Source organism: Enterobacter sp. HK-058-C-ECC, assembly GCF_047531125.1.
Taxonomy (GTDB): domain Bacteria; phylum Pseudomonadota; class Gammaproteobacteria; order Enterobacterales; family Enterobacteriaceae; genus Enterobacter; species Enterobacter quasiroggenkampii.
In genome coordinates, this window is record NZ_JBLKCH010000001.1 from 671,943 (window position 1) to 698,775 (window position 26,833).

The window sequence follows — 26,833 nt, forward strand, 5'->3', positions numbered from 1 at the left end:
ATTTTCAAAAATACCCGGTATACTACATTTTCTTTTTCTCAGGCGATAACAGGCAAGGCAGGAAGTATGTCTCTTCGTTCGCTGCGGGCGCTATGCCTGACAAGTTTTTTCATTGCAGATGTCCGCGATGGCCTGGGGCCTTTTCTCGGTATTTTTCTGACCGAACGCCACTGGACCCCGGATGATATCGGCATCCTGATGACGGCCGGCGGGCTGGCGGGGTTACTGGCCACGCTGCCGGCGGGGTTCATCACCGACACCTCCCGCAACAAGCGTGCTGTACTCGCGCTGCTGTGCATTCTGATCACACTAAGCACGCTTCTGCTCTGGTTTAGCCAGCAGAGCGGCGTTGTCGCCGTGTCGCAAATCGTCACCGGCATCTGCACGGCATTTGTCGGGCCGTTAATCGCCGGGATTACGCTGGGGTTGACCGGGCAGAGCGGCTTCAGCGCGCAGATGGGCAGAAACGAGGCGTTCAATCACGGCGGAAATTTTGTCACCGCGCTGATTGCGGGCGGCATTGCGTGGTACTGGGGCGTGGGCGGGATTTTCCTGCTGATGACCAGCACCACGCTGCTAACGCTGTGTGCGCTGCTTGCCATTCGCAACAGCGATATCGATAACGACGCGGCGCGCGGGCTGTCCTCTTCAGCGAGCCTGCCGGTCCCCGGTTTTGCCGTGCTAATAAAAAACCGGGCGCTGTTTGTGACCGGACTGACGCTGCTGCTGTTCCACCTGGCGAACGCCGCGCTGCTGCCGATGCTAAGCATGAGGGTTGCTGCGGCACCTGCCGCGATCAACCCCGGTTTGTATGCGGCCGGTACCGTCATCATCTCTCAGGCCGTGATGATCCCCGTCGCCATCTGGGCCTCGCGCCGGATCGAACACTATGGTTACTGGCGCTTGATTATGCTGGCGCTGCTGGTTATGCCGGTGCGCGCGGCGCTGGCGGCATCCACGGACGCGCCGTTAATGATGATCCCGGTACAAATTCTCGACGGCCTGGCCGCAGGGATCCTGGGAGTCGTCGTACCGTCGTTTATTGTGGTGCTGCTGCGTGGAAGCGGGCACGTCAATGCCGGGCAGAGTGTGGTGATGTTGATGCAGGGAGTAGGGGCATCCATGAGCCCGGCGTTAACCGGGACGATCGCCGGACATTACTCGTTTGCGACGGCATTCAGTGTCCTGAGCGCCATTGCGCTGGCCGCCGTTCTGCTCTGGTGGCGTGTTGCGCACCGGAGTTGGGAAACAAACGCGCCGGGTGAGGCTTAACCCCACCCGGCGTAGCACTTAAGCCAGCTCGTTAGGGCACGGCTCACCCTTTTCTAACTGCTGAAGGTTGCCCAGCGTGGTTTCCGAAATGCTGATCAGCGCTTCGGCAGTCAGAAACGCCTGATGTCCGGTAAACAGCACGTTATGGCAGGCAGAGAGGCGACGGAACACGTCGTCCTGGATGACATCATTAGACTTGTCTTCAAAGAACAGGTCGCGTTCGTTCTCATAGACGTCCATCCCCAGCGCGCCAATTTTCTGGGTCTTCAGCGCTTCGATAGCGGCCTGGGAGTCAACCAGTCCGCCGCGGCTGGTGTTGATGATCATCACGCCATCCTTCATCTGGTCAAATGCCGCCTGGTTAAGCAGGTGGTAGTTTTCCGGCGTCAGCGGGCAGTGCAGGGAGATCACGTCGGACTGCGAGAACAGCGTCGGCAGATCGACGTACTCCACGCCCAGATCCAGCGCTGCGGCGCTTGGGTACGGATCGAATGCCAGCAGACGCATGCCGAAGCCTTTCAGGATGCGCAGGGCAGCCACGCCAATTTTACCGGTCCCGATCACGCCCGCGGTTTTGCCGTACATGGTAAAGCCGGTCAGCCCTTCCAGCGAGAAGTTGGCGTCACGGGTGCGCTGATAAGCACGGTGAATACGACGATTGAGCGACATCATCATGCCAATCGCATGTTCCGCCACCGCTTCCGGGGAGTACGCCGGAACGCGCACCACCTTCAGACCCAGCTCTTTTGCCGCGTCGAGATCCACGTTGTTAAAGCCCGCGCAGCGCAGGGCGATGTACTTCACCCCCTGTTTTTTCAACTCTTCCAGCACCGGACGACTGCCATCATCGTTTACGAAAATGCAGACGCCTTCACAGCCGTGCGCCGTTTTAGCGGTTTTTTCGGACAGCAGAAAGTCGAAAAATTCAAGCTCAAACCCGTAAGCCTCGTTAACATGTTGCAGATACTTTTTGTCGTACTGCTTTGTGCTGTATACCGCGAGTTTCATAAGACTTTCTCCAGTGATTTTGCATTCACGTTAGCATGATTAAAATTATCTTACAATTTCTAAAATATTATTGAATTCAATAAGTTCTATCAATTATTTTAGAGCATATCTACATCCTAACTCCATGATATTCTTGCTACGAGGAATCTTTGGCGTGAATCTGGTCAGGGCGTGTAGAGAAAAATGCAGTGGGTTGAGGATGCGAAAAAAGCCAGTCTGAATTACGTTAAAGAATGGCAAGAGGGTATGAAAACTGCAATCCTTCCGGATGTGATGGGACGATATCGGTAACTGGGGTGAGTTTCTGATAAAGAGGGAGAATGATGCATGTCGCAACAACTGGGGTTGTCCTTATCTCCGTCAATGCTGCCCGCTTTGTACTATTTCATTGTATCTATAGTAGTTTTTTTCTTGTTATATATCGGGAAACAGAAGATTAACCGGCTACGAAAATACCCACTGTTCATTGGCTATACGCTGTTTGTGATAGCCATTGCAGCCATCCAGATTAACGTTTTTGCCAACGGCTATGATTTTGTTCGCGGTTTTTTACATATCGATTTTGATCCCTGGCGGTACGACTCGGTGTACTGGGGGTCATTGATATTCGCAATGCTTTACCTGCTGGCAATGCCCAGGAACAGGTATTAATTACGCAGTTATTCCGGCTTCTTCGCCTGAAATTATGCGTAACCCACTGAATCTAAATTGTGTTCTTCAGGTTACGCATAGCAAAAAAGTTACCTCATACTATTTACAGCATCTATCCTTAATCTTGGCGTTAACTTCAACTCAACCGCTAAACATGCGACAATGATCGGCACTGCCGGCTTAATTCTTTCGCTAAATCAGGATATTAACTGCCCATGAAGGGTAAATACAAAGCCGCTCTTGCGCTATTACTGCTGTTCATACTGTTGCCGCTGACGCTGCTGATGACGCTCGCCCAGTGGGTGCCGACGCTCGCTGGGATCTGGCTTCCCGTCGGGACGCGCATCGCTTTCGAAGAGAGCCCGAAACTGACTCGCCACGCGCTGGTGATCCCCGACCTTCGCTATCTGGTGGAAGACTGCGAAATTGCCCGCATCGATAACGTGACGCTGTCACATCCCAGCCGCTGGAAGCTGGATATCGGCGCGCTGGATCTTAACTCCGTCTGCCTGAGCAAAATTCCCCAGTCAGCGCCTTCAACGGTCGCCCCGAAAACGCTGGCGGAATGGCAGGCGGTATTGCCCAATACCTGGCTTACGGTTCACCGCCTGACGCTGTCGCCCTGGCAGCAGTGGCAGGGTGAGCTTCACGCGTCCCTGACCCCGTCCAGCCAGGAGATCGCCTATAAAGGCGAGCAGGTCAGCATTAAAGGCACGCTTCGCGGTCAGACGCTATCGGTCAGCCAGTTCGATGTTCAGCTCCCTGACCAGCCGCAGCCTGTTAAGCTGGTGGGCGAGTTTACCCTGCCGCTGGTGCCGGACGGCGTGCCGGTGAAAGGCCACGCGGTGGCGACCTTTAACGTGCCACAGTTAACGTCTCTGGTCGATGCCGATCTCGACTGGGAAGACAATCAGGGACAGCTGGTGGTGATGGCGAGAGACAACCCCGATCCGCTTCTCGACCTGCCGTGGCAGATCACGGCGGAACAGCTCAACATCAGCGACGGACGCTGGAACTGGGATCTCTCGGGTATGCCGCTGAGCGGGCGGGTGTCCCTTCGCGCCGACAACTGGCAGCAGGGGCTGGAGAAAGCCACGCTGACCGGACGACTGAACGTGTTGACGCAAGGCGATGCGGGGAAAGGCAACGCGGTACTGAATATCGGGCCCGGCAGGCTCAGCATGGAAAACAGCGACATGCCGCTGCATCTGAGCGGCGAGGCGAAGCAAAACGATCTCATTCTTTATGCCAAATTACCCGCAACACTGACCGGCAGCCTGTATGAACCGCAGCTGGCCTTTGAGCCGGGCGCGCTGCTCCGCTCGCGCGGACGCATCATTAACTCACTCGATATCGATGAAATCCGCTGGCCACTGGCGGGCGTAAAGCTCACCCAGAAGGGCGTGGACGGTCGTTTACAGGCGATTTTACGCGCCCATGAAAACGAGATGGGCGATTTTGAACTCCACCTGGACGGTCAGGCCAACGACTTTTTACCCGATAACGGCCTGTGGCAGTGGCGATACTGGGGGAAAGGCGGTTTTACGCCGATGCATGCCCGCTGGGATGTCGCCGGGAAAGGCGAGTGGCGCGACAACCTTATTGAGCTGACGGCGCTCTCCACCGGTTTTGACAAGCTTCAGTACGGCACGATGGAGGTCAGCAAGCCGCGTCTGGTGCTGGATCAGCCTGTACGCTGGTTGCGCGATGCCGAAAAACCGGCCTTCAGCGGTGCGCTGTCGCTGAAGGCCGGGCAAACGCGCTTCTCCGGCGGCAGCGTGTTGCCGCCTTCGGTCCTGACCTTCAGCGTCGACGGCACCGACCCGACAATTTTTCAGTTTAAGGGCGACCTCCATGCGGACAACATCGGCCCGGTACAGGTCAACGGAAGGTGGGATGGCGTGCGCCTGCGCGGGCAGGCCTGGTGGCCGAAACAGTCCCTCACCGTATTCCAGCCGCTTATCCCGCCGGACTGGAAAATGACGCTGCGCGACGGTGAGCTTTATGCGCAGGTCGCCTTCTCGGCGGCGGCCGATCAGGGCTTTGAAGCGGGTGGGCACGGTGTACTGAAATCCGGCAGCGCCTGGATGCCGGACAACCAGATTAACGGCGTCGACTTTGTGCTGCCGTTCCGCTTCAGCGAGGGAACCTGGTCTCTGGGCACGCGCGGACCGGTAACGTTGCGCATTGGCGAAGTGGTAAACCTGGTGACCGCGCGCAACATTACCGCGGATTTACAGGGCGATTATCCCTGGACGGAGGACAATCCGCTGCTGCTCACCAACGTGAAGGTGGAAACCCTCGGCGGGAAGATCACCATGCAGCAGCTGCGGATGCCGCAGCACGATCCGGCCCTGCTGCGGGTAAACAATATCTCATCGAGCGAGCTGATTAGCGCCGTCAATCCAAAACAGTTTGCCATGTCGGGGCCGGTTAGCGGGGCGCTGCCGTTCTGGCTGGACAACGAAAAATGGATCATTAAGGATGGCTGGCTGACCAACCCGGGCCCAATGACATTGCGCATCGACAAAGATACGGCCGACGCCATCGTCAAAGACAATATGGTCGCGGGCGCCGCGATTAACTGGCTCCGCTATATGGAAATTTCGCGTTCGTGGACGAGAATCAATTTAGATAACCTGGGTGAATTAACCATGCAGGCGACCATCAAGGGGACCAGCCGGGTCGATGGCAAAAGCAGCTCCGTCAACCTGAACTATACCCATGACGAGAATGTCTTTACCCTCTGGCGCAGCCTGCGTTTTGGAGACAATCTGCAAACCTGGTTTGAGCAACACGCGGCGATACCCGGTCTCCGCAGTTCGACTGGCAAGGAAAGTGAGGAACAACAATGAAAAAGATGGCTGGTGCGCTCACCGTTGCCGTTGCCGTGCTACTGTCCGGCTGTACGCCGCGCATTGAAGTCGCTGCGCCAAAGGAGCCGATTACCATCAATATGAATGTCAAAATCGAACATGAGATCCACATTAAGGTCGATAAAGACGTTGAAACTTTGCTGAAATCGCGCAGCGATCTGTTCTGAGGACGCCATGAAACGAGTAGCTCTGATTTTACTGGCGCTGGGGATGAACGTGCAGGCGGCTACGCTGACCCTAAATGACGCCCGGGCGCAGGGGCGCGTGGGAGAAACCCTCAGCGGTTATCTCGCCCCGATTCAACAGGACGCCGAAACGCTGGCGCTGGTTAATCGCATTAACGCGGCGCGCACGGAAAGCTACCAGAAGCTGGCTGACAGCAATAATTTGCCGGTCGATGAAGTGGCCAAAATGGCAGGGCAGAAACTGGTTGCCCGCGCGCAGCCGGGCGAGTATGTGAAGGGCATTAACGGAAAGTGGCTCAAAAAATAGCTAGCGGTAGCGCTTGCGGTATTCACCCGGCGAAACGCCAAAGCGCTGCTTAAACGCCGTTGAAAAATGGCTATGGTCGGTGAACCCCCAGCTGTAGCCAATGCCCGCCAGCTTTTCGTCATCACCGGCAGCGCGCAGCACCTCCGCGCAGCGATCCAGGCGGCGGTTTTTAATGTACTGCGCCACCACCAGACCCTTCTCGGCAAACATGCGGTAAAGGCTGCGCACGGACATACCGCTCTCGGCGGCAATCCATTCCGGGCGCAGCGATTCAGACTGAATGTGGTCGTCAATCAGCGCCACCACATGCTGGAACTGGCGTTCCTTACGCGGCTGAATGATTTCGCGCTGCTGGAAAGCGGGGCGCAGCAGGCAGATCATCGCTTCGAGCGCCGCTTCGCTCTCCCGGTCACTCAGGCTGGTATTGCTCATACTCTCCATCAACAGGCGATGGCTCAGCTGTACCGTGGGCAGCGTGCGGGAAAGGGCGGTGGCGCAGCTTATCTCCTGAAAGCGGCACTGCTGCTCAATAATCTGACGGGGAACCAGGAGCGAAATCTGGCGGGATTTTTCCTGCCAGTTGATCGAGCAGGGGCGTGAGGCATCAATCAGCGTAATATCACCGGTTCTGAGTACCGCGCGGCGGTCATCCTGCTCAATTTCCGCACTCCCTTCGAGCTGGAACACGGTATAGAACCAGGCATCGTTACTCTGTTTGATCTCCTGACGGGAGCGGAACAGGTTGACGCCGCCGGCGGTGACGGTGCTGAGCTTCAGGCTGCGCGCATAGCTGGTCTCCAGCTCGCCGTAGAATTTTCCCTCGGTGGGCTGCGCGTTAAAACGCCCGCAAACCTGATTAATTTGCGCCAGCCACTGCTGATACTGTTCCTGCTCGCTTGCACACGCCATCGTTTCTCTCACTGCACCGTCAACGTTTTCGCATTGTTGCATTTGTGTTGCATTTTGTCAGAGCTATGAGGCTGACTATAGGAAAGAACACTCACGGGTAACAGCGATATAAGCGGCAATTATCGTGATTTGCGGAGCCTGTCACAGGTGGCAAAGCGAATGTCACAGAGACAAAAGCGAGAATGCAAAACCCCACTTAGACTGGATGAACACCCTGCGAAGAATAACGAAGGAGTATCCTATGTCTGAATCACTGGTAGCTATTCAGCCTGCCGTGCAGCAATTTTTAGACCGACAGCATGGCCTGTGGATTGAAGGGCGTCAGGCCGCATCGGACAGTGAAAAGCGGCTGAATGTCTACAACCCGGCCACGGGCGAGGTCATCGCCTCGACTGCCGACGCCAGCGTCGACGACGTTGATCGTGCCGTCATGTCCGGCTGGCGCGCCTTTGTGGCCCGAACCTGGGCCGGAAAACTCCCGGCGGAGCGCGAGCGGATCCTGCTCCATTTCGCCGATCTGGTGGAACAGCACAGTGAGGAGCTGGCCCAGCTTGAAACGCTGGAGCAGGGCAAATCCATCAACATCTCCCGTATGTTTGAAGTCAGCTGCACCCTGAACTGGATGCGCTATACCGCCGGGCTGACCACCAAAATTACGGGTAAGACCCTCGACCTCTCCATCCCGTTACCGCAGGGCGCCCGCTATCAGGCGTGGACGCGTAAAGAGCCGGTTGGCGTAGTGGCCGGGATTGTGCCCTGGAACTTCCCGCTGATGATCGGGATGTGGAAAGTGATGCCAGCGCTGGCCGCGGGCTGTTCTATTGTCATCAAGCCGTCTGAAACCACGCCGCTGACCATGCTGCGCGTGGCGGAACTGGCCACTGAAGCGGGCATCCCGGACGGGGTGTTCAACGTGGTGACTGGCAGCGGCGCGGTGTGCGGCGCAGCGCTTACCTCGCATCCGCATATTGCAAAGGTGAGCTTCACTGGCTCAACGGCGACGGGTAAGCAAATCGCCCGCGCGGCGGCGGACACGCTCACCGGCGTGACCCTGGAGCTTGGCGGGAAAAACCCGGCAATTGTGCTCAAGGATGCGGACCCGGCGTGGGTAATCGAAGGCCTGATGACCGGCAGCTTCCTGAACCAGGGGCAGGTGTGCGCGGCGAGCTCGCGTATCTATATTGAAGCGCCGCTGTTCGACACGCTGGTCAGCGGGTTTGAACAGGCGGTGAAATCCCTCAGCGTCGGGCCGGGCATGTCGCCAGAGGCGTTTATCAACCCGCTGGTGTCGCGTGCGCACTGTGACAAGGTGCAGAGCTTTCTCGATGAGGCGAAGTCGCGCAACGCGGAGCTGATTGTCGGTAACCGTGGGCCGGAAGGCAAAGGCTATTACGTTTCGCCTACGCTGGTGGTGAACCCGGATGCCTCGCTGCGCCTGACCCGCGAAGAGGTGTTTGGCCCGGTGGTCAACGTGGTGCGCGTCGCCGACGGGGAAGAGGCGCTTCAGCTGGCAAACGACAGCGACTATGGCCTGACGGCGAGCGTCTGGACGCAGAATATCAGCAAGGCGCTGGAATATACCGACCGCCTGCAGGCGGGCACCGTCTGGGTCAACAGCCATACGCTGATCGACGCCAACCTGCCGTTCGGCGGCATGAAGCAGTCCGGGACAGGGCGCGACTTTGGTCCGGACTGGCTGGACGGCTGGTGTGAAACCAAGTCGGTTTGCGTACGGTATTAAAAAGCAAGCCGGGTGGCGGCTACGCCTTACCCGGCCTACAACGACTCGAACCGTAGGCCGGGTAAGCGCAGCGTCACCCGGCTTTTATTTAGAGCGACCACCGATCCCGTCCGGCCTCTTTCGCACGATAAAGCGCCGCATCGGCGCGGGCGATGATCTCGGTGCCGGCCAGCCCCTCCGCCATGCTCGCAATCCCCATGCTTACGGTGACATGGTCGCTGACCGTGGAGGCGTCGTGCGGTATGGCTTCCGTACGCAGGCCGTCCTGAATACGCAGGGCAACCTTTTCCGCGATGTTTGCCGGGCAATTGAAGAGGATGACCATGAACTCCTCACCCCCGTAGCGTGACACCACATCATCAGGTGTGCGCACCGACTGCTTTAGCACGCGCGCCACGCGGGTCAGACAGTCGTCGCCTGCCTGGTGCCCGTAGGTATCGTTGTAGCGCTTGAAGTAGTCGATATCCAGCATGATCACCGAGAAGGTTTTTTTCTGCTCAACCGCGTTCTCCAGCACCACCTCCATTTTCCGGCGATTGGCGGTCTTGGTTAACGGGTCCTGGTGCGCCAGCGCGTCCAGCCGTGATATCAGCAGCTGATTTTGCTGGTTACGTCGCCAGGCTTCGTCAAACCAGCTCAGCAGAATGAAACGCCCGCAGACCAGGATCAGCGTAAACACGCTCCAGATGATGATGAAGTGCAGGTTTAAGCCATCATTGCGTACCCAGCTTGCGACCGGCAGGGTGATCCAGAGCGGGAGCACAAAGGCGAGCAGCCCCTCAGGGTAAAAATAAAGCGCCGTTAACCCGGCGAGTAACAGAATGACGCACAGCGGCCAGACGTGGGGCAGCAGCAATTGCGTGATGAACCAGAAACAGGAGACCGACCAGATGGCGCTACAGATAAATAACACCACGCTGATTCCGGCGATACGCCGCCAGGCCATCAGGATCAGCGCAGCAGAGAGAATAATAATGCCGAGCATGGAGGCATCGACCATTCTCGTCAGCTGCGGCGAGTGGGGATAAAGGGGATCGCTGGCCTTAAGCAGGATGTGTCGCAGCAGGATCATCACCGCGAAACTGACGTTGACGAAGGCCAGCCACGGCAGGTTCATCGCCAGCCCATGCATGACCATGGCATGGCGTGTTGGCCAGGTTGCCCGTTCCAGCGTCGGTTGTTTTCTTTTTTCCATTGACGTTTTCCACCCTGTCCTGGCCACACGTGAAGCAGGAAAGGGCGGACGAACCGCCCTTTTTCGTGCACCGTTACGGTGTCACAATGTTAAACCAGAAATCAAACTTGTCCATATAGCTAAGCATGGCATCAAGTTTCGCGCTGTCGCCAGTAATTTTAATATTTCCGCTGTCCTGAGCCTGTTTGAGCGTCATCTCCTTGAGGATTATTTTATTCAGGGTGTCGCGGTTCAGCGTCAGCGTCGCATCCGCATCTTTTGCTTCTGCGTTCGCCGTGTGGTTCAGCACGCCGTTTTCCAGCTCGAGTTTGTACTTACCGCCATCGCTGCCCAAATCAATGTTAAACACTGATTTAGCCTCACCGGCTTTCTGACCATTGATATGGACAGCCAGGTAGTCAAAGAACATCTCTGGCGTCATCGCGCGTACCGTGTCCGGGCTGGCGGTATTCGGCGTTGGACCTTTCACCACGCCGTTACGCAACTCCTGCGCACCGGTCAGGTAGAAGTTACGCCACGGGCCGGATTCAGCCTGATAGCCAAGCTGTTCCAGCGCATCCGCCTCCAGGTTACGTGCCGCCTGGTTGTTTGGATCGGCAAAGACCACTTTACTTACCACCTGCGCTACCCAGCGGTAATTCCCCTGGTCGAAGTCAGTTTTCGCCTTGCTCAGAATGGCATCCGCGCCGCCCATATACTCCACGAATTTCTTCGCGCCTTCTTCCGGCGGCAGCTCATCCAGCGTCGCCGGGTTGCCGTCAAACCAGCCCAGATACAGCACGTAGGTGGCTTTTACGTCATGGCTCACCGAGCCGTAATAGCCGCGGTTAGCCCAGGTGTGCGCCAGTGAGTCCGGGAGCGTGAAGTTAGCGGCAATTTCGTCGCGCGTCAGCCCTTCGTTCGCCATACGCAGCGTCTGGTCGTTGATGTAACGATAGAGGTCACGCTGGCTTTTCAGCAGCTTGACCACGTTTTCGTTGCCCCAGGTCGGCCAGTGGTGCTGTGCCATGATGATTTCGGCCTTATCACCCCAGCGCACAATCGCCTGGTTGATGTATTTTGACCACGGCAGCGGTTCCCGAATTTTGGCCCCGCGCAGCGAGTAAGTGTTATGCAGGGTGTGGGTCACGTCCTCTGCGGATTCAATGACTTTTTTCTCTTCGATATACCAGAGCATTTCCGATGGCGCTTCGGAGCCAGGCGCAAGCATAAAGTCGTAGGTCAGGCCGTCGATAACCTCTTTCTGCCCATCTTTCTCGATAATATTGGTCGGGGCTATCAGCGTCACCGTCCCGGCGGAGGTGGTCGTACCCAGGCCCGCGCCCACCTGACCTTTGGCATCTGGCTTCAGCAGGTTGCCATACATATAGCTGGCGCGGCGGCTCATCACGTTACCCGCCATGATATTCTCGGCAACGGCCGCTTCCATAAATCCGGCGGGGGCATAGACCTTCACTTTGCCGGACTTCACGTCGGCTTCATCCACCACGCCGCGTACCCCGCCATAGTGGTCAACGTGGCTGTGGGTATAAATGATGGCGACGACCGGTTTCTTGCCGCGGTTTTTAAAATAGAGATCCATCCCGACCTTCGCCGTTTCTGCCGACACCAGTGGGTCAACCACGGTAATACCTTCTTTCCCTTCGATGATGGTCATATTCGACAGGTCAAGATTTCGAATTTGATAAATACCGTCGGTCACTTCAAACAGGCCGCTAATATTAATCAGCTGAGATTGACGCCATAAGCTTGGATTAACGGAATCCGGGGCTTTATCGCCTTCTTTAATAAAGGAATACTGCTGCGGGTTCCAGATGATATTGCCTTGTTCCCCTTTGATAATGTCCTGAGGAATCGGCGCAATAAAGCCTTTATGGGCGTCTGTGAAATCGGTGTTATCGGAGAAGGGAAGCTGATTAAACAGGGCGTTATTGGCCTGTTGCGTTGCGGCGGTGGCGTCCTTTTGGGCTTCTGCGGCATACGCGGAACTGACGGAAATAACAAATCCTGCCAGAGCAAGACTCCTGACGATCAAATTGAATTTCATCCTAAACCTCTCAGTGGTGTATTACGTCGCTTGTGGAAACTTCGTGTCCTGGCTGAAAGTGGTTCAAGAAATGCAATGGGAATAAACGAGGTAGAAATAACTATAAGCGGGGAGAGATATTCAGCAAGTAAATAGATGAAAAACCGGGCATTGCGCCCGGTACGTTATTTATTTCGTTTCGTCTTTTTTCTTTCCGAGCGTTGGCGTCTCGTCGAAGAAGTTCCACGGTTTAAGAAGAGTATGCACCCATTCCGTCGGCATAATTGGCCACTCTTCCGCACGCGCCACGTGGGTGGTGCCGGTGGTCATCCAGACCACGTCATCCTGATCGTTGAGCGACTCGTTATCCTTGCTGTACTGCCCCAGGCCGGTGTCGTGCACGGAGCGGTTAGGGAATTTCCCTTCCGGGTAGAGCTCATCAGGGTGGTAGCGGGTCACCCACAGCTGTTTGTCCATAAAGCTCAGGCGATGGTAAATCCACTCGTCAGGCGCAAATTTCGCGCCGGTTGCCACCGGGTGCGTGCCGCCCGCGTAAGGGATGATCTGGTACGAAACCGGGTTGCCCATGCGGTTCTCTTTACGGGTGTTGCTCAGCAGGCGAATCGTGCCCGGGTCGAACTTCTGCGCTGCCTGCTGCTCCGTATCAATATCATACTGATTGATCTGCATGGTGCTGGTGCGCGGGCCACCGGCGGTATTCGGCTTCACTTCCGGATCCATGGCCACCAGCTTGTTGTTGATACCATCCACGTCCATATCAAGACGGAAATTGTAGATGTGCTGGTGCGTGGTGCCCACGATGTTGTGGTCGATCAGCGTACCGTATTTTGTATCGTCTTTGGCGGTGGCATCGTGCATGGTTTTCGCCTGCACGCCTTTCACCGCTTCGATACCCGTCGCACCGGCGTCAATGCCGATGGTGCCATTTTCATGGAACACCCAGTCGAAGATGTAATCGTAATTGCCCACGGTACTCACCCAGCGCACCACCAGTTCGCGGCGCTCGGTGCTGACGTTAGGCTGGCCCATCTCCTGATGCTTATATTCCGGGCCGGCGTAGCGTTCGAAAATGGCGATTGCGCGCGGGATCTCCATCGGCGCGCCGGTGTAGTCCGGGATGGTTTCATTGAGCATTACCGCGTTGGACGGCACGTCTTTACCGCGCACCAGCGGCGAGGTCAGGGTGCCCATGCCGTAGTCGCCGGAATCAAGATAGGCCTTAAAGTACCAGCCCACGTCCGGATCGCCGTAAGGGACGATCATGCCGCCGAGCGACCCCTGATACATAATCTGGCGTTTTTTACCGTTATCGTTATAGGTGACGGTTGAAATCATCGGGCCGACGCGGGAATCCAGGCTCAGGTGGAAGTCCCAGTTCTGCCAGTGCACCATATCGCCGGTAATGGTGTAGTTCTTGCCTTCCGGTTCAATGATGTCGAGCGGTTTTTTCGGCGTCTCTATACGGTCGCGGCCATCGTAGGGGCGCGGCGTCATCGGAACCGGAACAACGGCGCCTTCCTCAATCTTCTGGATTTTCTTCTGCTCAAGATCGACCACGGCCACCAGGTTTTCAATCGGGTGCGCCCAGTAGTTGCCGTCGCCGACATCCAGATAGCTCACCACTTTCAGCAGGCGATCTTCCTGCTTCAGGCCATCTTTACCGTCGAAATAGCCGACGGTCAGCGGCGTGGTAATCACTTTTTTCGGGTCGGTGATGCCGTGTTTTTTAAGCACCTCGGCAAACTCCGTGCTGTCGTTGATGATCTGCTGTACCGCGGTGAAATCATCCAGCAGCACCATGCCGTGCGCATCTTTCACCGGCTCCCAGCGCAGGATTTTTTTATCCTTCAGATCCACCAGGCTTTCGATCACGTGCTTCCCATCGAGCATCACAATCTTTGCCTGACGCGGGGCATCCACAGCCGTACCGTTAAGCACAAAGTCCCACACTTTGGCTTTCTCTGGCTCAGCAAGGGCAATCTGGGTAAAGCGGGTATTCGGTTTAAAATCCGCTGAGGCTTTGACAATCTCAACGGCTTGCTTAATTTCGTCCGCCGTCAGCGCGTTTAGCGGGTGAGGGCGTTTTTCAACCTGGAAAGTCTGGTCAAGACCGGACTGGAAAACATCGTTGATGAAGCTGTCAGAGATAAAGGCTTTTTTGCCTTTCATCACCACCGGCACCTCGAGCTTGAGGGTTTTCCCGTTGACGATGGCGGTTTTAGCGCCCGGTTTGACCTTCACAAAGGCGCCGTCTTTCGCAATGGTGAACATCTGTGCGTAATCATCCCACTGAACGTCGGCGCCAAAGTCCTGCAGCGTTTTGTTCATCGGGACCATATGCGCCTCACTGCCGTGGGCGAAAACAGGGGATTGCCAGGCGCAACACAGCGCAACGGCCATAGCCAGCGCCGTTCTACGGGCAGAAAAAGAAGAATTGCTTCCCATCGTAGACCTCATTTTGTTGTGTTTGTTGTGTTTATTGTGTTGTGACAGCCTTATCCTGACAGGCGCCTGAGAAAAGCGTTTGCCTGCATCTGCCAGATTATTTGCCAGTCTTGCCAGGTTAAAAAAAGAGCGGGGCGATGTCACACCCCGGCTGGTCGTGGTAGGCCGGGTAAGCATCGCGCCACCCGGCAGGAAAGGCGGTGAAGGGAAGGTGTCAGAAATCCCCCTGCTGGCGCGCCACCAGCGTCAGGATGGAGTAGAGTGCCACGGCCTGCTGGTGCTGGTTGAAGATCTCAACCGCCCATTCCACCACGCCGGTTGGTTTTTCCTCGGCGGTGCGCTGTTTCTTCAGCGTTTTACGCTTGCAGGTCAGACGCACCTGAATGGTATCGCCCGGTTTAACCGGCTCGATAAAGCGCAGGTTTTCCATGCCGTAGTTGGCGATCACCGGCCCGACGCCCGCATCAACAAACAGACCTGCTGCGGCGGAAATCAGGAAGTAGCCGTGCACTACGCGCTCGCCAAAGATCGACTCTGCCGCGCCGATCTTGTCCATATGGGCGTAGAAGTGGTCGCCGCTCAGGCAGGCAAAGTTCACGATGTCCGCTTCCGTCAGGGTGCGGCGCGGCGTCAGCAGGCTGTCGCCCGGCTGTAGCTCCTCAAAGTATTTGCGGAACGGATGCACGCGATCTTCCTGCACCGCTGCGCCACGCACCCACTGTTTGCCAATAGCCGCCAGCATCGTCGGGCTGCCCTGAATGGCGGTGCGCTGCAGGTAGTGCTTCACCGCACGCAGGCCGCCCAGCTCTTCGCCGCCGCCGGCGCGGCCCGGGCCGCCGTGCACCAGCTGTGGCAGCGGGGAACCGTGGCCGGTGGACTCTTTCGAGGCTTCCTCGTTGAGGATCTGAATACGCCCGTGGGCACGCGCCGCACCGGTAATAAACTGGCGGGCAATGTCCAGGTCTGCGGTGACCAGCGTGCCCGCCAGGCTGCCGCCGCCCGCGCGGGCAAGCTGCATTGCGTGGCGCGCGTTGCGATACGGCATCAGCGTCGCGACCGGGCCAAAAGCTTCGGTTGAGTGCACTGCCGGAGTTTCATCCGGCTGCGGGCAGAACAGCAGGGTCGGCGGGTAGAACGCGCCCGCGGCCTGCAAATCCGCTTTGCCACCCAGGCGGACCTGGCAGCCTGCGGCGATCAGTTGCTCCACTTTCTCCTGCACGTCCGCACGCTGTTCGGCGTTGACCAGCGCGCCCATCTTTACCCCTTCCTGCGCCGGATCGCCCACGACCACCTTTTCCAGCCGGGCAACCAGCGCCTGGCTCACGGCGTCAATCTGGCTCTGCGGGACGATAATGCGGCGAATGGCCGTACATTTCTGCCCGGCTTTGGCGGTCATCTCGCGCACCACTTCCCGAATGAACAGGGCAAATTCTGGCTGCTCCGGCGTGACGTCTTCCCCCAGCACGCAGCAGTTCAGGGAGTCGGCTTCCATCGTGAACGGAATGGCATTCGCCACAATATTCGGGTGCACGCGCAGGCTTTGCCCGGTGCTGGCGGAGCCGGTAAAGGTCACCACGTCTTGACTGTCGAGCTGGTCGAGCAGATCCCCCGCGCCGCCGCAGATCAGACTGATGGCGCCGTCCGGCACCAGGCCGCTGTCGACGATGGATTTCACCATCGCCTGCGTCACCTGTGCGGTGGCGGTGGCGGGTTTGATGATGGCGGGCATGCCGGCAAGCCAGGTCGGGGCCAGTTTTTCCAGCATTCCCCAGCAGGGGAAGTTAAAGGCGTTGATGTGCACCGCCACCCCGGATTTGGAGGTCAGGACGTGACGCGCGGCAAAGCCGCCTTCTTTTGACAGCGGGATCAGCTCGTCTTCCGGCCACACGGTGTCATCCGGCAGCTCGCGGCTGCCCAGGCTTGCATAAGTGAAGAGGGTGCCGATCCCGCCTTCGATATCGACCCAGCTGTCTGATTTTGTCGCCCCGGTCTGGGAGGACAGGGCATAAAACGTCTCTTTCTCGCTAAGCAGGTGCTTTGCCACCGCCTTCAGCATGGCCGCGCGTTCGATAAAGGTCATCTCGTGAAGCGCTTCGCCGCCGCGCTCAATCGCATAGCGACGGGCGGCCGCCATGTCCAGCCCTTCGCTGGTCACGCTCCACAGCGCTTCGCCACTGATGGCGTGATGAATAGTGCGTTCGCGGCCCCGGCCAGACAGCCAGGTACCGGATAAGAAGCTGGCTAACTGCTGCATCGCTTATCTCCAAATGTTACGTAATTTACCCATTAATAGTTTGATCATGAATCATAAAAATCAAGCTGAGTTTTAATGAATTGTTAACATTGTGATCCGCTCTGATGAAACACGGCGCGCCAGGACGTTCTTCAGCGCGCCTGTAGTAAAAGCCTTGCGAGCAACGTCACATAATCAGGAAACAATTCTTGGGGTTATATTTAACCTTTGTGTAACTTTTAAAAAACAAAGTGATTCAACATTACGCTTTAATTTGCAAACTAACGAATCATAAAGGTGATGACGTGACGCAAGAACAACGGTTTGAGCAGCGCATAGCGCAGGAGACGGCGATTGAGCCTCAGGACTGGATGCCTGACGCCTACCGTAAGACATTGATCCGCCAGATTGGTCAGCATGCGCACTCCGAAATTGTCGGCATGCTGCCGGAAGGGAACTGGATCACTCGCGCCCCGACGCTGCGCCGAAAAGCGATCCTGCTGGCGAAGGTGCAGGACGAAGCCGGACACGGGCTTTACCTCTATAGCGCGGCGGAAACGCTGGGCTGCGCACGGGAAGACATCTACCAGAAGATGCTCGACGGCAAGATGAAATACTCCTCCATCTTCAACTATCCGACCCTGAGCTGGGCCGATATCGGCGTGATCGGCTGGCTGGTGGACGGCGCGGCCATCGTCAACCAGGTGGCGCTGTGCCGGACCTCCTACGGTCCGTATGCCCGCGCGATGGTGAAAATCTGTAAAGAAGAGAGCTTCCATCAGCGTCAGGGCTTTGAAGCCTGCATGGCGCTGGCGCAGGGCAGTGAAGCCCAGCGTCAGATGCTGCAGGACGCCATCAACCGCTTCTGGTGGCCAGCGCTGATGATGTTCGGGCCGAACGACGACAATTCGCCGAACAGCGCCCGCAGCCTGGCGTGGAAAATCAAACGCTTCGGCAACGACGAGCTGCGCCAGCGCTTTGTCGACAACACGGTGCCGCAGGTAGAGATGCTGGGCATGACGGTGCCCGATCCCGACCTGCGTTTTGATGAAGAGAGCGGTCATTATCGCTTCGGCGAGATCGACTGGCAGGAGTTTGACGAGGTCATTAACGGGCGCGGCATCTGCAACCACGAACGCCTGGCCGCCAAACGTAAAGCCTGGGAAGAGGGGGCGTGGGTGCGGGAAGCCGCACTGGCGCACGCGGAAAAACAACACGCCCGCAAAGTGGCTTAAGAGGAATCACGATGAGCAATGTCTACTGGCCGCTGTACGAAGTGTTCGTACGCAGCAAACAAGGGTTATCCCACCGTCACGTGGGCAGTCTGCATGCCGCCGACGATCGCATGGCGCTGGAAAATGCGCGTGATGCCTATACCCGCCGCAGCGAAGGCTGTTCTATCTGGGTGGTTAAGGCGAGCGAGATTGTCGCCTCCCAGCCGGAAGAGCGCGGCGAGTTCTTCGATCCGGCGGAAAGCAAGGTTTACCGCCATCCGACGTTCTACACCATCCCTGACGGCATCGAGCACATGTGAGGCAAAGAATGAATTCAGTGACTGCCTATGCCCTGCGTCTGGGCGACAACGGTCTGGTGCTTTCTCAGCGTCTCGGCGCCTGGTGCGGCCACGCGCCGGAGCTGGAAATCGACCTCGCGCTCGCCAATATCGGCCTCGACCTGCTGGGACAGGCGCGCAATTTCCTGACCTATGCCGCGGAGCGGGAAGGCCAGGGCGATGAAGACACGCTGGCGTTTGGCCGCGACGAGCGCCAGTTCCGCAATGTCCTGCTGGTGGAGCAGCCGAACGGCAGCTTCGCCGACACGATTGCCCGCCAGTACCTGATGGATGCCTGGAACGTGGCGCTGTACGAACGCCTGATCCAAAGCCGCGACGGCCAGCTTGCCGCCATTGCCGCCAAAGCGATTAAAGAGGCGCGCTACCACCTGCGCTTCAGCCGCGGCTGGCTGGTGCGTCTGGGCGACGGGACCGAAACGTCCGCGCAAAAAATGCAGCAGGCTATCAACAACCTGTGGCGTTTTACGGCCGAGCTGTTTGAAGCCGATGACGTCGAGCGGGAGCTGATTGAGTCCGGCGTGGCGGTTGACCCGCGCCTCCTGCGTCAGCCGTGGGAAAGCGAAGTGTATGCCGGTCTGAATGAAGCCTGCCTGCAGGTGCCCGCAGAGGTGGCGTACCGCACCGGGGGCAAGCAGGGGCTGCATACCGAACATCTGGGCCCGATGCTGGCGGAAATGCAGTATCTCCAGCGCGCGTATCCCGGTCAGCAGTGGTAAAGGAGAACGCTATGCAACGCCTCGTCGACATCGCGCCCGCGCAAATCCCGCAGATCTGGGCGCTGCTAAGCCAGATCCCGGACCCGGAAGTGCCGGTGTTAACCATCACCGATTTAGGCATGGTGCGCAGCGTGAAGGCGCAGGGGGAAGGCTGGGTCATTGGCTTTACGCCGACCTACTCGGGCTGTCCGGCGACGGAACACCTGCTGGGGGCGATCCGCGAGGCGATGACCACGCACGGCTTTACTCCGGTGCACATTGTGCTCCAGCTTGAACCCGCCTGGACCACCGACTGGATGACCCCCGACGCGCGTGAGCGCCTGCGGGCGTACGGCATCAGTCCGCCGGTGGGGCATAGCTGTCACGCGCACGCGCCGGTGGAGGTGAGCTGCCCGCGCTGCGCCAGCACCGACACTTCGCTTATCAGTGAATTTGGTTCGACGGCCTGCAAAGCGCTCTACCGCTGCAATACCTGCCGTGAGCCCTTCGACTATTTCAAATGTATTTGAGGCTGCCATGACAACGTTTCATTCATTAACAGTGGCAAAAGTGGAACCCGAAACCCGCGACGCGGTGACCATTACCTTTGCGGTGCCGCAGGCGCTGCAGGAGGCCTACCGCTTCCGTCCCGGCCAGCACCTGACGTTAAAAACGACGCTTGGCGGAGACGAGCTGCGCCGCTGCTACTCCATCTGCCGGAGTACCGCCCCGGGCGAAATCAGCGTGGCAGTCAAAGCCATCGACGGCGGGCGCTTCTCCCGCTATGCCCGGGATGAGATCAAAGCGGGCATGGCGCTGGAGGTGATGGTTCCTCAGGGGCAGTTTGGCTACCAGCCACAGGCCGAACGCGAAGGCCACTACCTGGCGATTGCGGCAGGCTCCGGGATCACTCCGATGCTGGCGATTATCTCCGCGACGCTTGCGACCGAACCGAACAGTCATTTCACCCTGATCTACGGCAACCGCAGCAGCCAGAGCATGATGTTCCGCCAGGCGCTGGCGGACCTGAAGGACAAATACCCTCAGCGGCTGCAGCTGGTCTCCATCTTCAGCCAGGAGCGGCTGGACAGCGATCTGCTCTATGGCCGCATCGACGGGGAAAAACTGCAGGCGCTGGCGAAAACCCTGATTAATTTCCGCCAGTATGACGAGGCCTTTATCTGCGGCCCGTCGGCGATGATGGACGACGCGGAAGTCACGCTGAAGGCGCTGGGGATGCCGGACAAATCCATTCATCTTGAGCGCTTTAACACCTCCGGAATCACCGTTAAGCGCGCGGTGCACGTGCAGGCGGGCGGACAGAAAGTGACCGTTCGCCAGGACGGGCGCGACCGTGAAATTACCCTGACGGCGGACGACGAAAGCATTCTTGATGGCGCCCTGCGTCAGGGGGCAGATCTGCCGTATGCCTGCAAGGGCGGCGTCTGCGCCACCTGCAAATGCAAAGTGCTGCGCGGGAAGGTGGACATGGCGACCAACTACAGCCTGGAGCCGGACGAGCTGGCCGCCGGGTATGTGCTGAGCTGCCAGTCTTTACCGTTAACCGCCGACGTGATCGTGGACTTCGACGCGAAGGGGATGGCATGAGCGAGCTGACTGTTACCCGTCATGGCCGCGTGCTGCAACTGACGCTCAACCGTCCGGCGGCGCGCAACGCCCTCAACAACGCGCTGTTGACCCAGCTTGCGGAACAGCTTGAGGCCGCCGCTGTGGATGCCGACATCACCGTCTGCGTGATTTACGGCAGCGAGCGCTGCTTTGCCGCCGGGGCCGATCTCAATGAGATGGCGGAGAAAGACCTGCCTGCCACCCTGAACGATATTCGCCCGCAGCTGTGGGCGCGTATCAACGCTTTTCCTAAACCGCTGATCGCCGCCGTGAACGGTTTCGCGCTGGGCGCGGGCTGCGAGCTGGCGCTGCTGTGCGACGTGGTGATTGCCGGTGACAACGCCCGTTTCGGCCTGCCGGAAATCACGCTCGGCATCATGCCCGGCGCGGGCGGCACCCAGCGTCTCATCCGCAGCGTCGGGAAATCGCTCGCCAGCAAAATGGTGCTGACCGGCGAGAGCATTTCCGCCGAGCAGGCGCTGAACGCCGGGCTGGTGAGCGATGTTTTCCCGGCGGCGCTGACGCTGGAGTATGCCCTGAAGCAGGCGGCCCTGATGGCGCGCCACTCGCCGCTGGCGCTGCAGGCGGCCAAACAGGCGCTGCGCCAGTCACAGGAGGTGCCGCTCCAGGCCGGTCTGGCCCAGGAGCGCCAGCTGTTTACGCTACTTTCCGCCACTGAAGACCGCCGGGAAGGCATCGACGCCTTCTTACAAAAACGCACCCCCGACTTTAAAGGACGCTAATTGTGGAATTTATTCTCAGTCATGTAGAACAGGGCGTGATGACCATTACGCTGAACCGTCCGGAGCGTCTGAACAGCTTCAACGACGTGATGCACCAGCAGCTGGCTGAGTGCCTGAAACAGGCCGAGCGCGATGACACCGTTCGCTGCCTGCTGCTCACCGGCGCAGGACGTGGTTTCTGTGCCGGTCAGGACCTGAATGACCGCAACGTCGACCCCAACGGCCCTGCGCCCGATCTGGGCATGTCCGTTGAAACCTTCTACAACCCGCTGGTGCGCCGCCTGGCAAAGCTGCCGAAGCCGGTCATCTGTGCCGTTAACGGCGTGGCGGCGGGCGCGGGCGCCACGCTGGCGCTCGGGTGCGACATGGTGATTGCCGCCCGTTCGGCCAACTTCGTGATGGCCTTCAGCAAGCTTGGCCTGGTGCCAGACTGCGGCGGCACCTGGCTGCTGCCGCGCGTGGCCGGACGCGCCCGCGCCATGGGGCTGGCGCTGCTCGGGGACAAACTCAGCGCTGAACAGGCGCAGGCGTGGGGCATGATCTGGCAGGTGGTCGATGACGAGCAGCTCTCCACCACGGCACAGCAGATGGCCCTGCATTTTGCGTCGCAGCCGACCTTTGGCCTGGGGCTGATCAAGCAGGCGATCAACGCTGCGGAAACCAATACTCTGGACGCTCAGCTCGATCTGGAGCGCGACTATCAGCGCCTGGCCGGGCGCAGCGACGACTACCGCGAGGGCGTCAGCGCCTTCCTCGCGAAGCGCACGCCGAACTTTACGGGGAAATAAGATGCTGAACATACGGACTGTCGCCGTGATCGGCAGCGGCACGATGGGCGCCGGCATTGCCGAAGTGGCGGCCAGCCACGGTCATCCGGTGCTGATCTACGACATCTCCAGCGATGCGATATCACGCGCCATCGACGGGATCCGCCAGCGTCTGGACTCCCGGGTAACGCGCGGAAAGCTTTCCGCCGATGCCGGCAGCCAAATCCTTGCCCGGCTGGTTCCCGTCACGGATATCGAGGCGCTCTCCGCGGCCGATCTGGTGATTGAAGCGGCCTCCGAGCGGCTGGAGGTGAAAAAGGCGCTGTTTGCGCAGCTGGCGGAGATCTGCCCGCCGCAGACGGTGCTGACCAGCAATACCTCTTCCATCTCCGTCACGGCGATTGCGGCGGACGTCCACCACCCGGAACGCGTCGCAGGCCTGCACTTCTTTAACCCGGCGCCGGTCATGAAGCTGGTGGAGGTGGTCAGCGGGCTGGCGACCTCCCCGGAAGTGGCCGACGCACTGTGCGAGCTGGCGCTGAACTGGGGCAAACAGCCCGTTCGCTGCCAGTCAACGCCGGGGTTCATCGTCAACCGCGTCGCGCGTCCGTTCTATTCCGAAGCCTGGCGCGCGCTGGAGGAACAGGTCGCTCCGCCGGAGGTGATTGACGCCGCCCTGCGTGAAGGCGGCGGCTTCCCGATGGGGCCGCTGGAGCTGACCGACATGATTGGTCAGGACGTCAACTTTGCGGTGACCTGCTCGGTATTTAACGCCTTCTGGCAGGAGCGTCGTTTTCTGCCTTCGCTGGTTCAGCAGGAACTGGTGCTGGCAGGAAGGCTGGGCAAAAAGAGCGGGAAGGGCGTGTACGACTGGCAGGGTGAAAAACCGGACGTGCAGTGGGTTGAGTCGGTGAACGACAGCTATAGCCCGATGCGCGTAGAAAAAAGACGTGACGGTGTCACGGAAATAGATGATGTCTATCTGGTTGAAACGCAGGGCGAGACCGCGCAGGCGCTGGCGCTGCGGCTCAACGGCCCGGTGGTGGTGGTCGACCGCATTGAGCGCGACGTGGCGGTCATTGCCGCCGCCGCCAGCAACCCGTATACCGCGACGCAAAAAGCCATCCGCTACCTGCAGCAGCAGGGACACAGGGTGGTGCAAATTGCCGATTATCCCGGCCTGCTGATCTGGCGGACGCTGGCGATGATTGCCAACGAGGCGCTGGATGCCCTGCAAAAAGGGGTCGCCAGCGAGAAGGACATCGACACGGCCATGCGCCTGGGCGTGAACTACCCGAGCGGGCCGATCGCCTGGGGCGAGCGCCTGGGCTGGCAGCGCCTGCTGACGCTGCTGGAGAACCTGCAGCGTCATTACGGCGAAGAGCGCTATCGCCCCTGTTCACTGCTGCGCCAGCGCGCGCTTCTGGAGAGTAGCTATGAGTCATAACGCCTGGCATAACGCCCGCACCATGTACGAACGGGACGCCTGCGCGCAGGCGATGGGGATGGACATTGTCGAGATGGACGAGGGCTACGCGGTGGTGACCATGACCATCACCCCGCAGATGCTGAACGGCCACAAAACCTGCCACGGCGGCCAGCTGTTTTCGCTGGCGGACACCGCCTTTGCCTACGCCTGCAACAGTCAGGGGCTGGCGGCGGTAGCCTCCGGCTGCTCGATTGACTTTCTGCGTCCGGGCTTCGCCGGGGACACGCTCACCGCCACCGCGCGGGTGAAGCATCAGGGCAAGCTGACCGGCGTGTATGACATTGAAATCCATAACCAACAACAGAAAACCGTCGCCCTTTTTCGCGGAAAATCTCACCGCATCGGCGGCAGCGTGACAGGAGAGGCCTGATGCGTGACGCATTTATTTGTGATGGCGTTCGAACCCCGGTGGGCCGTTACGGCGGTGCACTTTCCGCTGTTCGAACTGACGATCTCGGTGCCGTGCCGCTGCGCGCGCTGCTGGCCCGCTACCCGCAGCTCGACCTGGAGCGGATTGACGACGTGATTTTCGGCTGCGCCAACCAGGCGGGGGAAGATAACCGCAACGTGGCGCGCATGTCGTCGCTGCTGGCCGGTGTGCCGCAGACGGTCTCCGGCACGACGATCAACCGCCTGTGCGGTTCCGGGCTTGACGCGATTGGTTTTGCCGCGCGCACCATTAAGGCGGGCGACGGCGACCTGCTGATCGCAGGCGGCGTGGAGTCGATGTCCCGCGCGCCGTTTGTGATGGGCAAAGCCACCGCGGCGTTTCAGCGACAGGCGGAGATCTTCGATACCACCATCGGCTGGCGATTTGTGAATCCGCTCATGCATCAGCAATTCGGAACTGACAGTATGCCGGAAACGGCAGAGAATGTAGCTGAATTGTTAAATATCAGCCGTGCCGATCAGGACGCCTTCGCGCTGCGCAGCCAGCAGCGTACCGCGCAGGCGCAGCAGAACGGCGTTCTGGCGCAGGAGATCGTCCCGGTGCCGGTGCCGGGTAAAAAAGGGGCGATCACTGAGTTCAGCGTGGATGAACATCCGCGCGCGGACACCACGCTCGAACAGCTTGCCGGGCTGAAAACGCCGTTCCGTAAGAACGGGGTGGTCACGGCCGGAAATGCCTCCGGGGTTAACGACGGCGCGGCGGCGCTGATTGTCGCCAGCGAGAAGATGGCGCTGGCGCAGGGGGTAGTTCCTCGCACGCGGATCGTGGCGATGGCGACGGCGGGCGTGGAGCCACGTCTGATGGGGCTCGGCCCGGTACCGGCCACCCGCAGGGTGCTGGAGCGCGCCGGACTCAGTATTCACGATATGGACGTCATTGAGCTTAACGAAGCTTTCGCCGCGCAGGCGTTGGGCGTGCTGCGTCAGCTGGGCCTGCCGGATGACGCCGCGCACGTCAACCCGAACGGTGGCGCGATTGCGCTGGGCCACCCGCTGGGCATGAGCGGCGCCAGGCTGGCGCTGGCCGCGAGTAACGAACTGCACCGACGCGGCGGGCGCTACGCGCTGTGTACGATGTGCATCGGTGTGGGTCAGGGCATTGCCATGATCCTTGAGCGTGTTTGAGCATAAAAACAATGTGAGTACCCTACAATGACAAATACAACAAAGCTTGATCCGATTGAAACGGCCTCCCTTGACGAGTTACAGGCGCTACAAACCGCGCGTCTGAAATGGACGCTGCATCATGCCTATAACAACGTGCCGATGTACAAACGCAAGTTTGATGCTGCGGGCGTTCATCCTGACGATTTCAAAGAGCTGGCGGATATCCGTAAGTTCCCGTGCACCACCAAGCAGGACCTGCGGGATAACTATCCGTTCGATACCTTCGCCGTGCCGATGGAGCAGGTGGTGCGCATTCACGCGTCATCCGGCACCACCGGCAAACCGACGGTTGTCGGCTACACCCAGAGCGACATCGACAACTGGGCCAACCTGGTGGCGCGCTCCCTGCGCGCCGCGGGCGGCAGCGCGAAGGACAAAATTCACGTGGCGTATGGCTATGGCCTGTTTACCGGCGGGCTGGGGGCGCACTACGGGGCCGAGCGTTTAGGCGCGACGGTGATCCCGATGTCCGGCGGCCAGACGGAGAAACAGGCGCAGCTGATCCGCGATTTCCAGCCGGACATGATCATGGTGACGCCATCCTACTGTCTCAACCTGATTGAGGAGCTGGAACGTCAGATGGGCGGCGATGCCAGCACCTGTTCCCTGCGCGTGGGCGTCTTCGGCGCCGAGCCGTGGACGCAGGCCATGCGCCGTGAAATTGAAAAACGCTTAGGGATTACGGCCCTGGACATCTATGGCCTCTCCGAAGTGATGGGGCCGGGCGTGGCGATGGAGTGTATCGAAACCGTCGACGGCCCGACCATCTGGGAAGATCATTTCTACCCGGAGATTGTCAACCCGAACGACGGCACGCCGCTGGATGACGGCCAGCAGGGCGAACTGCTGTTCACCACGCTGACCAAAGAGGCGCTGCCGGTGATCCGCTACCGCACCCGCGACCTGACGCGTCTGCTCCCGGCAACCGCGCGCAGCATGCGCCGTATGGACCGCATCAGCGGCCGCAGCGACGATATGCTGATCATTCGCGGCGTTAACGTCTTCCCGTCGCAGCTGGAAGAGGAGATTGTGAAGTTCGAACACCTTTCTCCGCACTACCAGCTTGAGGTGAACCGTCGCGGACATCTTGATTCACTTTCTGTGAAGGTGGAGCTGAAAGAGAGCAGTCTGACGCTGACGCACGAGCAGCGTTGCCAGGTGTGCCACCAGCTGCGCCACCGTATTAAGTCGATGGTGGGGATTTCCACCGACGTCATGATCGTGAACTGCGGCAGCATCCCGCGTTCGGAGGGCAAAGCCTGCCGGGTGTTTGACCTGCGTAAAGTTGCGGCCAACGGTTAAAACAACACCCCCCTCATCCTGGCCTTCTCCCCGAAGGGGAGAAGGGACGGTACGGTGCGGTCTTTTGCCTCCTCAGAAAGGGCGAAGGGACTGCTCGGTGTGGCATTTTCCCCTCTCCCCTCTAGGGAGAGGGTCAGGGTGAGGGTCCT

Annotated in this window: 23 protein-coding genes; 17 read left to right on the forward strand and 6 right to left on the reverse strand. The window is 59.1% G+C overall.

The window, feature by feature from the left end:
- Positions 1–66: 66 nt before the first annotated feature.
- Complete coding sequence (locus tag ACMWJS_RS03305; protein WP_414746589.1) at positions 67–1,272, forward strand: MFS transporter; 1,206 nt, start codon at positions 67–69, stop codon at positions 1,270–1,272.
- An 18-nt stretch (positions 1,273–1,290) separates the two neighbouring features.
- On the opposite strand, the gene ACMWJS_RS03310 is transcribed toward ACMWJS_RS03305, so the two are convergent.
- Positions 1,291–2,280, reverse strand: a complete 990-nt coding sequence (locus ACMWJS_RS03310) for a 2-hydroxyacid dehydrogenase (protein ID WP_028013015.1) — start codon at positions 2,278–2,280, stop codon at positions 1,291–1,293.
- A 327-nt stretch (positions 2,281–2,607) separates the two neighbouring features.
- Between ACMWJS_RS03310 and ACMWJS_RS03315 the strand changes: the two genes are divergently transcribed.
- The 4 genes from ACMWJS_RS03315 to ACMWJS_RS03330 all read left to right on the forward strand — a co-directional run bounded on the left by ACMWJS_RS03315 (position 2,608) and on the right by ACMWJS_RS03330 (position 6,299).
- On the forward strand, positions 2,608–2,931 hold the full coding sequence (locus ACMWJS_RS03315; RefSeq protein WP_045910421.1) for a hypothetical protein: 324 nt from the start codon (positions 2,608–2,610) through the stop codon (positions 2,929–2,931).
- Positions 2,932–3,146: 215 nt separating this feature from the next.
- Positions 3,147–5,786, forward strand: coding sequence for a YdbH family protein (locus tag ACMWJS_RS03320; protein WP_262810526.1), 2,640 nt, complete (start codon positions 3,147–3,149; stop codon positions 5,784–5,786).
- The gene (locus tag ACMWJS_RS03325) at positions 5,783–5,974 is read left to right on the forward strand and encodes a YnbE family lipoprotein (protein WP_196364644.1); all 192 of its coding nucleotides are present in this window, start codon (positions 5,783–5,785) and stop codon (positions 5,972–5,974) included. The genes ACMWJS_RS03320 and ACMWJS_RS03325 overlap by 4 nt, the downstream gene beginning before the upstream one ends.
- Positions 5,975–5,981: 7 nt before the next feature.
- The gene (locus ACMWJS_RS03330) at positions 5,982–6,299 is read left to right on the forward strand and encodes a YdbL family protein (protein WP_008502387.1); all 318 of its coding nucleotides are present in this window, start codon (positions 5,982–5,984) and stop codon (positions 6,297–6,299) included.
- Here ACMWJS_RS03330 and feaR read toward each other — a convergent pair whose 3' ends face one another.
- The gene (feaR, locus tag ACMWJS_RS03335; protein ID WP_045910621.1) at positions 6,300–7,208 is read right to left on the reverse strand and encodes a transcriptional regulator FeaR; all 909 of its coding nucleotides are present in this window, start codon (positions 7,206–7,208) and stop codon (positions 6,300–6,302) included. It lies immediately after the preceding gene.
- A gap of 241 nt (positions 7,209–7,449) precedes the next feature.
- On the opposite strand from feaR, the gene ACMWJS_RS03340 reads away from it, so the two are divergent.
- Complete coding sequence (locus ACMWJS_RS03340; protein WP_252077226.1) at positions 7,450–8,949, forward strand: aldehyde dehydrogenase family protein; 1,500 nt, start codon at positions 7,450–7,452, stop codon at positions 8,947–8,949.
- Between the two features lie 88 nt (positions 8,950–9,037).
- Here the strand turns inward: ACMWJS_RS03340 and ACMWJS_RS03345 are convergent, their stop codons facing one another.
- The 4 genes from ACMWJS_RS03345 to paaZ all read right to left on the reverse strand — a co-directional run bounded on the left by ACMWJS_RS03345 (position 9,038) and on the right by paaZ (position 16,890).
- On the reverse strand, positions 9,038–10,144 hold the full coding sequence (locus ACMWJS_RS03345) for a membrane-associated sensor domain-containing protein (RefSeq protein WP_414746590.1): 1,107 nt from the start codon (positions 10,142–10,144) through the stop codon (positions 9,038–9,040).
- A gap of 73 nt (positions 10,145–10,217) precedes the next feature.
- A complete protein-coding gene (locus tag ACMWJS_RS03350; protein ID WP_414746591.1) occupies positions 10,218–12,191 on the reverse strand; it encodes an alkyl/aryl-sulfatase in 1,974 nt (657 codons plus the stop codon).
- Between the two features lie 168 nt (positions 12,192–12,359).
- A complete protein-coding gene (tynA, locus tag ACMWJS_RS03355; RefSeq protein ID WP_414746592.1) occupies positions 12,360–14,636 on the reverse strand; it encodes a primary-amine oxidase in 2,277 nt (758 codons plus the stop codon).
- A gap of 214 nt (positions 14,637–14,850) precedes the next feature.
- Entirely contained in the window at positions 14,851–16,890 is a 2,040-nt protein-coding gene (paaZ, locus tag ACMWJS_RS03360) for a phenylacetic acid degradation bifunctional protein PaaZ (RefSeq protein ID WP_414746593.1), read from the reverse strand.
- Positions 16,891–17,174: 284 nt separating this feature from the next.
- On the opposite strand from paaZ, the gene paaA reads away from it, so the two are divergent.
- Genes paaA through paaK form a run of 11 tightly spaced genes read left to right on the forward strand, consistent with a single transcriptional unit; the run spans position 17,175 to position 26,684 of the window.
- Positions 17,175–18,104: a 1,2-phenylacetyl-CoA epoxidase subunit PaaA gene (gene paaA / locus ACMWJS_RS03365; protein ID WP_048222992.1), complete on the forward strand. Its 930-nt coding sequence runs from the start codon at positions 17,175–17,177 to the stop codon at positions 18,102–18,104.
- An 11-nt stretch (positions 18,105–18,115) separates the two neighbouring features.
- Complete coding sequence (gene paaB, locus ACMWJS_RS03370) at positions 18,116–18,403, forward strand: 1,2-phenylacetyl-CoA epoxidase subunit PaaB (RefSeq protein WP_008502380.1); 288 nt, start codon at positions 18,116–18,118, stop codon at positions 18,401–18,403.
- 8 nt (positions 18,404–18,411) lie between these two features.
- Positions 18,412–19,158, forward strand: a complete 747-nt coding sequence (gene paaC, locus ACMWJS_RS03375) for a 1,2-phenylacetyl-CoA epoxidase subunit PaaC (protein ID WP_414746594.1) — start codon at positions 18,412–18,414, stop codon at positions 19,156–19,158.
- Positions 19,159–19,169: 11 nt separating this feature from the next.
- Positions 19,170–19,667 carry a 1,2-phenylacetyl-CoA epoxidase subunit PaaD gene (paaD, locus tag ACMWJS_RS03380; protein ID WP_069719309.1) on the forward strand — a complete coding sequence of 166 codons (498 nt, stop codon included), beginning with the start codon at positions 19,170–19,172 and terminating at the stop codon, positions 19,665–19,667.
- A gap of 7 nt (positions 19,668–19,674) precedes the next feature.
- Positions 19,675–20,745 (forward strand): 1,2-phenylacetyl-CoA epoxidase subunit PaaE, encoded by a 1,071-nt coding sequence (gene paaE / locus ACMWJS_RS03385; RefSeq protein ID WP_414746595.1) that lies wholly within the window; start codon positions 19,675–19,677, stop codon positions 20,743–20,745.
- The gene (gene paaF, locus ACMWJS_RS03390) at positions 20,742–21,509 is read left to right on the forward strand and encodes a 2,3-dehydroadipyl-CoA hydratase PaaF (RefSeq protein WP_414746596.1); all 768 of its coding nucleotides are present in this window, start codon (positions 20,742–20,744) and stop codon (positions 21,507–21,509) included. The genes paaE and paaF overlap by 4 nt, the downstream gene beginning before the upstream one ends.
- The gene (gene paaG, locus ACMWJS_RS03395) at positions 21,509–22,297 is read left to right on the forward strand and encodes a 2-(1,2-epoxy-1,2-dihydrophenyl)acetyl-CoA isomerase PaaG (protein ID WP_139125291.1); all 789 of its coding nucleotides are present in this window, start codon (positions 21,509–21,511) and stop codon (positions 22,295–22,297) included. The genes paaF and paaG overlap by 1 nt, the downstream gene beginning before the upstream one ends.
- Position 22,298: 1 nt before the next feature.
- The gene (gene paaH / locus ACMWJS_RS03400; protein ID WP_414746597.1) at positions 22,299–23,723 is read left to right on the forward strand and encodes a 3-hydroxyacyl-CoA dehydrogenase PaaH; all 1,425 of its coding nucleotides are present in this window, start codon (positions 22,299–22,301) and stop codon (positions 23,721–23,723) included.
- Positions 23,713–24,135 carry a hydroxyphenylacetyl-CoA thioesterase PaaI gene (gene paaI, locus ACMWJS_RS03405; protein ID WP_025911352.1) on the forward strand — a complete coding sequence of 141 codons (423 nt, stop codon included), beginning with the start codon at positions 23,713–23,715 and terminating at the stop codon, positions 24,133–24,135. Before paaH ends, paaI begins: the two co-directional genes overlap by 11 nt.
- A complete protein-coding gene (gene pcaF / locus ACMWJS_RS03410; RefSeq protein WP_262789788.1) occupies positions 24,135–25,340 on the forward strand; it encodes a 3-oxoadipyl-CoA thiolase in 1,206 nt (401 codons plus the stop codon). The genes paaI and pcaF overlap by 1 nt, the downstream gene beginning before the upstream one ends.
- Positions 25,341–25,367: 27 nt before the next feature.
- The gene (gene paaK, locus ACMWJS_RS03415; RefSeq protein WP_414746598.1) at positions 25,368–26,684 is read left to right on the forward strand and encodes a phenylacetate--CoA ligase PaaK; all 1,317 of its coding nucleotides are present in this window, start codon (positions 25,368–25,370) and stop codon (positions 26,682–26,684) included.
- Positions 26,685–26,833 lie beyond the last annotated feature (149 nt).